The 7,973-nt window shown below is 57.1% G+C and carries 9 protein-coding genes; 8 read left to right on the forward strand and 1 reads right to left on the reverse strand.

Features of this window, described 5'->3' with window-relative positions; translation table 11 throughout:
- The first annotated feature begins 5 nt into the window (after positions 1–5).
- On the forward strand, positions 6–740 hold the full coding sequence (locus tag ACW9JC_RS14315) for a hypothetical protein (RefSeq protein WP_338583064.1): 735 nt from the start codon (positions 6–8) through the stop codon (positions 738–740).
- Complete coding sequence (locus tag ACW9JC_RS14320) at positions 740–1,075, forward strand: YqcC family protein (RefSeq protein ID WP_457455542.1); 336 nt, start codon at positions 740–742, stop codon at positions 1,073–1,075. Before ACW9JC_RS14315 ends, ACW9JC_RS14320 begins: the two co-directional genes overlap by 1 nt.
- An 18-nt stretch (positions 1,076–1,093) precedes the next feature.
- Here the strand turns inward: ACW9JC_RS14320 and ACW9JC_RS14325 are convergent, their stop codons facing one another.
- Positions 1,094–1,516 (reverse strand): DUF4124 domain-containing protein, encoded by a 423-nt coding sequence (locus ACW9JC_RS14325; RefSeq protein ID WP_457455544.1) that lies wholly within the window; start codon positions 1,514–1,516, stop codon positions 1,094–1,096.
- Between the two features lie 400 nt (positions 1,517–1,916).
- Here ACW9JC_RS14325 and ACW9JC_RS14330 point away from each other — a divergent pair, with 400 nt between their 5' ends.
- From ACW9JC_RS14330 to msrQ, 6 genes are all read left to right on the forward strand, one after another.
- Positions 1,917–3,641, forward strand: a complete 1,725-nt coding sequence (locus tag ACW9JC_RS14330; protein ID WP_457455545.1) for an acetolactate synthase 3 large subunit — start codon at positions 1,917–1,919, stop codon at positions 3,639–3,641.
- A 2-nt stretch (positions 3,642–3,643) separates the two neighbouring features.
- A complete protein-coding gene (ilvN, locus tag ACW9JC_RS14335) occupies positions 3,644–4,135 on the forward strand; it encodes an acetolactate synthase small subunit (RefSeq protein WP_003176102.1) in 492 nt (163 codons plus the stop codon).
- A gap of 48 nt (positions 4,136–4,183) precedes the next feature.
- Positions 4,184–5,200 (forward strand): ketol-acid reductoisomerase, encoded by a 1,017-nt coding sequence (gene ilvC / locus ACW9JC_RS14340; RefSeq protein ID WP_007948647.1) that lies wholly within the window; start codon positions 4,184–4,186, stop codon positions 5,198–5,200.
- A 145-nt stretch (positions 5,201–5,345) separates the two neighbouring features.
- A complete protein-coding gene (gene pssA, locus ACW9JC_RS14345; protein ID WP_338583059.1) occupies positions 5,346–6,203 on the forward strand; it encodes a CDP-diacylglycerol--serine O-phosphatidyltransferase in 858 nt (285 codons plus the stop codon).
- Positions 6,204–6,266: 63 nt separating this feature from the next.
- On the forward strand, positions 6,267–7,280 hold the full coding sequence (msrP, locus tag ACW9JC_RS14350) for a protein-methionine-sulfoxide reductase catalytic subunit MsrP (RefSeq protein WP_457455547.1): 1,014 nt from the start codon (positions 6,267–6,269) through the stop codon (positions 7,278–7,280).
- On the forward strand, positions 7,280–7,900 hold the full coding sequence (msrQ, locus tag ACW9JC_RS14355) for a protein-methionine-sulfoxide reductase heme-binding subunit MsrQ (protein WP_457455549.1): 621 nt from the start codon (positions 7,280–7,282) through the stop codon (positions 7,898–7,900). The genes msrP and msrQ overlap by 1 nt, the downstream gene beginning before the upstream one ends.
- The last annotated feature ends 73 nt before the right edge of the window (positions 7,901–7,973 follow it).

The raw sequence follows: 7,973 nt of genomic DNA on the forward strand, positions 1-7,973 counted from the left end.
TTCAAGTGAACAAGTGGTTGATTCCAGCGGTTGCCGCCGTAGCTTTGCTCAGCGGTTGTTCCAGCGTACAGCGTGGCTCGATTCCGGTAGTGGACTCCGGCACCACGGTTTCCAATAGCGAGCGCGTTTCTGCGAACGGTGGTTACCGTCAGACGACAGTAAAACGTCCTGTGCAATCTCAGGCTCAGGAAATTCCACAAGGCGATACCGGTGTGGTCGTGATGGTGCCGGGTGGCGGTGCAACGACGTCGACGCCGATCAGCACCACGCCGATTACCCCGGGTCCGATTACGCCAGGGCCGATTGATACGTCGCCGGTTCAGTCCGCGCCGATCAATCAGGGCAGCTACAGCATGCCGTCGACCCCGAGCGGGATTCCGTCGGCCAGCTCCGGCGGGCTGTCCGCTGACGAGCAACTGGACGGTCCGGTCCTGGCACTGTTGACCACCGCTCAGCAGCAACAGGCCGGTGGCGACCTTAACGGTGCGTCTTCAAGTCTGGAGCGCGCCCAGCGTGTTGCCCCGCGTGAACCGCAAGTGCTTTATCGTCTGGCGCAAGTGCGCATGGCTCAAGGTGACGCGCCGCAGGCTGAGCAATTCGCTCGCCGTGGCCTGACTTTCGCCAATGGTCGTCCAGCACTTCAGGCCAGTCTGTGGGAATTGATTGCCCAAGCACGTGAGAAACAGGGTGATTCCGCTGGCGCCGCATTGGCCCGTCAGAAAGCCAAGGTTACGTCGTAATGGATGCGCGTTTTCTTGAAATCGCCGATCAGCTGCTGCTGATCGAGCGTGAGTTGCGGGTGCAAGGCTGGTGGGACGACGTTCCTCCATCCGCCGAAGCGCTTTCCAGCGTCGAACCGTTTTCGGTCGATACGCTGGAGTTCGAACAGTGGCTGCAGTGGATTTTCCTGCCGCGCATGAAGGCAATCCTGGAACAGGATCTCCCGTTGCCGAACGCTTCGGGCATTCAGGAAATGGCGGAAATGGTCTTCGCTGGGCGCAATGTTCGAGGCAAGGATCGACAGCTGCAAGTGCTGCTCAAAGAGTTTGATCTGCTGATTACCGCCTCCCGCTGAATCGGACGCTGCCAGTGATTACTGGCAGTTATCTGTGATCTGTTTCTGCGTTTCGCTTATGCGCTCTTGCCGCTGTGCATCATCCAGTCGGCGCAATTCTCCTTCCACTTCCTCTCTGAGCCGCGGGTTGTTCTGCAGCTGCGCCAGGTTGGTTCGCGCCTGATCACAAAACACTTTCAGTTCTGCCTGCTGCTCGGCGACCTGCTTCTTTACGGTGTTGTCGATGGCCCGTTGATCGCCGATCACGCCGCTATTGGTGGTTGTGGGCGGCTTGCTGGCGGGTGAGGAGGGCGTTACCACTACAGTGGCTTGCTGGCCTTGCGGCGGCTGTGCATCGAAATGGGTAACGCCTTGGGCGTCGACCCACTTGTAAATCTGCGCGGCCATGGACAACGGGCTGAGCGCGAGCATCAGGCCGGCGGTGAAGAAGTGCGTACGCATGCCAATTCCTTGTCAAAAGTTGCGCAATTGAAGCTAACACACATGGGATTTATGGGTTTTTTCTTGCGTTCTCATGTGGTTACTAGAATAAAGCACATTGACGGCTTGACTTGCGAAGGGCGAAACAGAAGAATCCAAAGTCCGCTGTACAGGGACTGCCAGAAGCAGACCCTCTCAGCAGATCATGAGGCGCACACCAGCGCCGACCTGTTACACCCGCAACGCGTTACCTCGCGCTGGGTGGGAAAGGCCCGCAACACTTGGGACGATCCCAATACTTGCTCAGTCAGTGCTGACGTAGTCGGCGACCACCGTCGCTCATGCTCTGCTGAGAAGTAAACCTATTAAGACCCGTCCCATTTTTCGTGGGCGGTATTCTGGCGTTTTAGAGGTGAGCAACGTGGAGCTTTTATCTGGCGGTGAGATGCTCGTCCGCTTTTTGCGTGACGAAGGCGTCAAATATATCTACGGGTACCCGGGTGGTGCTCTTCTTCATGTATACGATGCCCTGTTCAAAGAACCGGAAGTGACCCACATCCTGGTTCGTCACGAACAAGCGGCTACCCATATGGCTGACGGCTACGCCCGTGCCACCGGTAAAGCCGGCGTGGTACTGGTGACTTCCGGTCCTGGCGCAACAAACGCCATTACCGGTATCGCTACGGCCTACATGGACTCCATTCCGATGGTGGTGATTTCCGGCCAGGTGCCGAGCACCATGGTGGGCACCGACGCATTCCAGGAAACCGACATGATCGGTATCTCCCGGCCGATCGTGAAACACAGCTTCATGATCAAGCACGCGTCGGAAATCCCGGAAGTCATGAAGAAAGCCTTCTACCTGGCGCAATCCGGTCGTCCTGGTCCAGTCGTTGTCGATATCCCGAAAGACATGACCAACCCGGCCGAGAAGTACGAATACGTCTTCCCGAAAAAAGCCAAGTTGCGCTCCTACAGCCCGGCCGTTCGCGGTCACTCCGGGCAAATCCGCAAGGCGGCAGAAATGCTCCTGGCGGCCAAGCGTCCTGTGATGTACTCGGGCGGCGGCGTTATTCTCGGTGGTGGCTCAGCGCCGCTGACCGAGCTGGCGAAAATGCTCAACCTGCCAGTGACTAATACCCTGATGGGCCTGGGCGGTTTCCCAGGCACCGATCGTCAGTTCATCGGCATGCTCGGCATGCACGGCAGCTACACCGCCAACCTGGCGATGCACCATGCTGACGTGATTCTGGCCGTCGGCGCGCGCTTTGATGACCGTGTTATCAACGGTGCGTCGAAGTTCTGCCCGAACGCCAAGATCATTCACATCGACATCGACCCGGCTTCGATTTCCAAGACCATCAAGGCCGACGTGCCAATCGTGGGTCCAGTCGAGAGCGTCCTGACCGAAATGGTCGCGATCCTCAAGGAAATCGGCGAGACCCCGAACAAGGAGTCCGTTGCCAGCTGGTGGAAGCAGATCGACGAGTGGAAGGGTGATCGCGGCCTGTTCCCTTACGACAAGGGCGACGGCAGTGTCATCAAGCCGCAGGCTGTGATCGAAACCCTGTGCGAAGTGACCAAGGGCGATGCCTTTGTTGCTTCCGACGTGGGCCAGCATCAGATGTTCGCGGCGCAGTACTACAAGTTCAACAAGCCGAACCGCTGGATCAACTCCGGTGGCCTGGGCACCATGGGCTTCGGTTTCCCGGCGGCCATGGGCATCAAGCTGAACTTCCCGGATGACGACGTCGCCTGCGTAACGGGCGAGGGCAGCATCCAGATGAACATTCAGGAACTGTCGACCTGCCTGCAATATGGTTTGCCGGTAAAAATCGTCATCCTGAACAACGGTGTGTTGGGCATGGTTCGCCAGTGGCAGGACATGAGCTACGGCAGCCGTCACTCTCATTCCTACATGGAATCGCTGCCTGATTTCGTCAAGCTGGCGGAGGCCTATGGTCACGTTGGCGTGCGCATCACCGATTCGAAAGATTTGAAGTCGAAGATGGAAGAAGCGTTCGCCATGAAAGATCGCCTGGTGGTGATCGATATTTCGGTCGATACCAGCGAGCACGTCTACCCGATGCAGATCAAAGACGGCTCCATGCGCGATATGTGGCTGAGCAAGACGGAGCGTACCTAATCATGCGGCACATTATTTCCTTGCTTCTGGAAAACGAACCCGGCGCTCTGTCTCGTGTGGTAGGCCTGTTCTCGCAGCGCAACTACAACATCGAAAGCCTGACCGTGGCGCCAACCGAAGACCCGACCCTGTCGCGTCTGACGCTGACCACCGTGGGGCACGATGAAGTCATCGAGCAGATCACCAAGAACCTGAACAAGCTGATCGAAGTGGTAAAACTGGTCGACCTGTCGGAAAGTGCTCACATCGAGCGCGAACTGATGCTGGTCAAGGTCAAGGCCACCGGCGCCCAGCGCGCCGAGATCAAGCGCACTACCGATATTTACCGTGGGCAGATCGTTGATGTGAGCGCCAGCGTGTATACCGTTCAACTGACCGGTACCAGCGACAAGCTCGACAGCTTCATTCAGTCCATCGGCACCGCCTCGATTCTGGAAACCGTCCGTAGCGGCGTAACCGGGATTGCACGCGGCGACAAAGTACTCAGCATCTAAACCAAATTAGCGAACGGCCTGCACGGCCTGGATATATAGGGGAATTTCATGAAAGTTTATTACGAAAAAGACTGCGACCTGTCGATCATCCAGGGCAAGAAAGTTGCCATCATCGGTTACGGTTCCCAGGGCCACGCTCAAGCGTGCAACCTGAAAGACTCCGGCGTTGACGTTACCGTTGGCCTGCGTAAAGGTTCGGCTACTGTTGCCAAAGCCGAAGCCCACGGCCTGAAAGTGACCGACGTTGCTTCCGCTGTTGCGGCTGCAGACCTGGTCATGATCCTGACCCCGGACGAGTTCCAGTCCGCCCTGTACAAGAACGAAATCGAGCCGAATATCAAGAAAGGCGCCACCCTGGCCTTCTCCCACGGCTTCGCGATCCACTACAACCAGGTAGTGCCACGCGCTGACCTCGACGTGATCATGATCGCGCCGAAGGCTCCAGGTCACACCGTACGTTCCGAATTCGTGAAGGGCGGCGGTATCCCTGACCTGATCGCTATCTACCAGGACGCTTCGGGCAACGCCAAAAACGTTGCACTGTCCTACGCTGCCGGCGTTGGTGGCGGTCGTACCGGCATCATCGAAACCACCTTCAAGGACGAGACTGAAACCGACCTGTTCGGCGAACAAGCCGTTCTGTGTGGCGGTACCGTTGAGCTGGTTAAAGCCGGTTTCGAAACCCTGGTTGAAGCTGGCTACGCGCCGGAAATGGCCTACTTCGAATGCCTGCACGAACTGAAGCTGATCGTTGACCTCATGTACGAAGGCGGTATCGCCAACATGAACTACTCGATCTCCAACAACGCCGAATACGGCGAGTACGTGACCGGCCCGGAAGTGATCAACGCCGAATCCCGTCAGGCCATGCGCAACGCCCTGAAACGTATTCAGGACGGCGAATACGCCAAGATGTTCATCAGCGAAGGCGCTACCGGCTATCCTTCGATGACCGCCAAGCGTCGTAACAACGCCGCTCACGGTATCGAAATCATCGGCGAGCAACTGCGCTCCATGATGCCGTGGATCGGTGCCAACAAGATCGTCGACAAAGCCAAAAACTAAGTCTGACACTTGTACGAAAAACGCGGCTTAGGCCGCGTTTTTTCGTTTGGACGGTCTGTTCTGGTATAAAGCTGCATCGTTTGCGATGCGAACCGGCGTCGCAGACATCTGTCGAAACTTTCCACCCCGTTGCAAGGTATTGTCCATGAGCGAACGTCCCGAAGAGCCAAAGCAGGCCTCTGACGCCGAAAGCCTGCTGCCCATCGATGAGCATGTCGAAGAAGGGCATGACGCTGAAGGCCGTAAAGTCCGGCATCGTGGCATCTATCTTCTGCCGAATCTGTTTACCACTGCGAACCTGTTCGCAGGGTTCTATTCCATCATCAACTCCATGAGCGCCCAGAGTGCCTTGAGTGCCGGTGATTCGATTGGTGCGAGCAAGTATTTTGCTTTCGCCGCCATCGCGATTTTCGTCGCCATGGTGCTCGACGGTCTCGACGGTCGCGTTGCCCGCATGACTAATACCCAAAGCGCCTTCGGTGCCGAGTACGACTCGCTGTCGGACATGGTCGCCTTCGGTGTTGCGCCGGCATTGCTGGCGTTTGGCTGGGCATTGGGTGACATGGGCAAGGTCGGCTGGATGGTCGCCTTCATTTATGTCGCGGGCGCTGCGCTGCGTCTGGCGCGCTTCAACACCCAGGTCGGCACTGCCGACAAGCGCTACTTCATCGGCCTGGCCAGCCCGGCTGCAGCAGGTGTTGTGGCCGGGATTGTCTGGGCGTTCAGCGACTACGGCATTCAGGGCTCCAAGATGTCCTTCCTGGTGGCGCTGATGGTTGCGGCTGCGGGCATGCTGATGGTCAGCAACATCAAGTACAACAGCTTCAAGGAGCTGGACCTGAAAGGACGCGTGCCGTTCGTGGCGATCCTTGCGGTGGTCCTGGTGTTCGCAGTGGTGTTCAGCGATCCGCCGCGCATTCTGCTGTTGGTGTTCCTCGCCTACGCAGCTTCCGGTCCGGTGCAGTACTTGTTGCATCTTCGTCGGCGCAAAAGCGTCGAGTGATGTAATTTCCCTCATACTCCGCAGTCTGTTGGTGCATCTGTTCTCCAATGCTGCGGAGTAGCCATGCTGATCAAAGTCCCAAAAGCGTCCGACTGCCTAGAGTCGGACGTCACGCCTGAATCCTTCTATCTTTCTCGACGCAATGTATTGGGTGCTGCCGTTGCCGGGTTGGCCGTGAGCGCTCTGCCTCGATGGGCGGTGGCCGATGAAGCGGCGCGTTACCCGGATGTCGAACCTGGCAAGGCGCCTTCCTGGTTTAGCGAAAAGCTTCCTTCTACCCAATGGGGGGCGGTTAACGTTAAAGATGAGGCGATCACACCCTTCAAGGATGCGACCCACTACAACAACTTCTATGAGTTCGGCACCGACAAAGGTGACCCGGCTGCGAACGCTGGTGCGCTGAAGACCGAGCCATGGACTGTGGTTGTGGACGGGGAGGTGGGGAAGCCAGGGCGATACGCGCTGGAAGATTTCATGAAGCCTTATCAGTTGGAAGAACGTATTTACCGTCTTCGTTGTGTGGAGGCGTGGTCGATGGTTATTCCATGGATAGGCTTCCCCATTTCGGCTTTGCTCAACCAAGTCGAACCAACCTCAAAGGCCAAATTCATTCGCTTCGAAACCCTGCAGGATCCCAAGAGCATGCCGGGGCAGCGCTCTGGTTTTGCCTTGATCGACTGGCCTTATATAGAAGGGCTGCGATTGGATGAAGCGATGAATCCTTTGGCGATTCTGGCGGTGGGGATGTACGGGCGTGAGTTGCCGAATCAGAATGGGGCGCCGCTGCGGTTGGTCGTGCCATGGAAGTATGGGTTCAAAAGCATCAAGTCCATCGTGCGGATAAGTCTGGTCAGCGAGCAGCCGAAAACTACTTGGCAGAGTATTGCCTCGGACGAGTATGGCTTCTACGCGAACGTGAACCCTGCGGTTGACCATCCTCGCTGGACCCAAGCCCGTGAGCGACGGCTGCCGAGTGGTCTGTTCAAGCCGAATGTGCGTGACACGCAAATGTTCAATGGCTATGCGGACGAAGTCGCTTCTCTATATACAGGGCTCGATCTGCGGAAGAACTACTGATGCGATATCCGTTTTGGCGCGTGGGTGTTTTCGTTGCTGCGTCGATCTGGCCACTGTTGTGGTTGTATCAGGCTTGGGCGGATGTTCTTGGGCCAGATCCGGGCAAGGTGTTGGTTGATCGATTGGGATTGGGCACGCTTGTGCTTTTGCTCATTACATTAAGCATGACGCCGCTGCAGAAGCTCACGGGGTGGGCGGGATGGATTGCTGTCCGGAGGCAATTGGGTCTTTGGTGTTTTGCCTATGTCGTTCTGCACTTGAGTGCCTACTTGGCATTCATCCTGGGGTTTGATTGGTCGCAGCTGGGTGTCGAGTTGCGCAAGCGTCCGTACATCATTGTCGGCGCGCTGGGCTTTCTGTGTTTGTTGGCATTGGCTGTGACGTCCAATAGATACAGTCAGCGTCGTTTGGGTGTGCGTTGGAAGAAGCTCCATCGCCTGGCTTATGTCGTTCTCGGGCTTGGATTGCTGCATATGCTCTGGATTGTGCGCGCCGATCTGAAGGAGTGGGCGATCTATGCATCTATAGGCGCGTTGCTATTAGCGCTGCGGCTACCGCCGCTAGCCCACCGGATTCCGCGTTTGAAGGCAAAAAAGGCCTCTTCTGCCAAAAAGGCGTAAATAGTGGTTGACGGCAGTTCTCAGGTGTCTATAATTCGCCCCACTTCCGGCGCAGTCGAAACGGAAAACTCCT

The sequence above is a fragment of the Pseudomonas sp. SDO5591_S426 genome, assembly GCF_054070755.1.

Bases quoted from the DNA above. Each gene is read 5' to 3' on its own strand.
- ACW9JC_RS14320 (WP_457455542.1), top strand. From the start codon at position 740: ATGGATGCGCGTTTTCTTGAAATCGCCGATCAGCTGCTGCTGATCGAG.
- ACW9JC_RS14325 (WP_457455544.1), bottom strand. From the start codon at position 1,516: ATGCGTACGCACTTCTTCACCGCCGGCCTGATGCTCGCGCTCAGCCCG.
- ilvN (WP_003176102.1), top strand. From the start codon at position 3,644: ATGCGGCACATTATTTCCTTGCTTCTGGAAAACGAACCCGGCGCTCTG.
- ilvC (WP_007948647.1), top strand. From the start codon at position 4,184: ATGAAAGTTTATTACGAAAAAGACTGCGACCTGTCGATCATCCAGGGC.
- pssA (WP_338583059.1), top strand. From the start codon at position 5,346: ATGAGCGAACGTCCCGAAGAGCCAAAGCAGGCCTCTGACGCCGAAAGC.
- msrP (WP_457455547.1), top strand. From the start codon at position 6,267: ATGCTGATCAAAGTCCCAAAAGCGTCCGACTGCCTAGAGTCGGACGTC.
- msrQ (WP_457455549.1), top strand. From the start codon at position 7,280: ATGCGATATCCGTTTTGGCGCGTGGGTGTTTTCGTTGCTGCGTCGATC.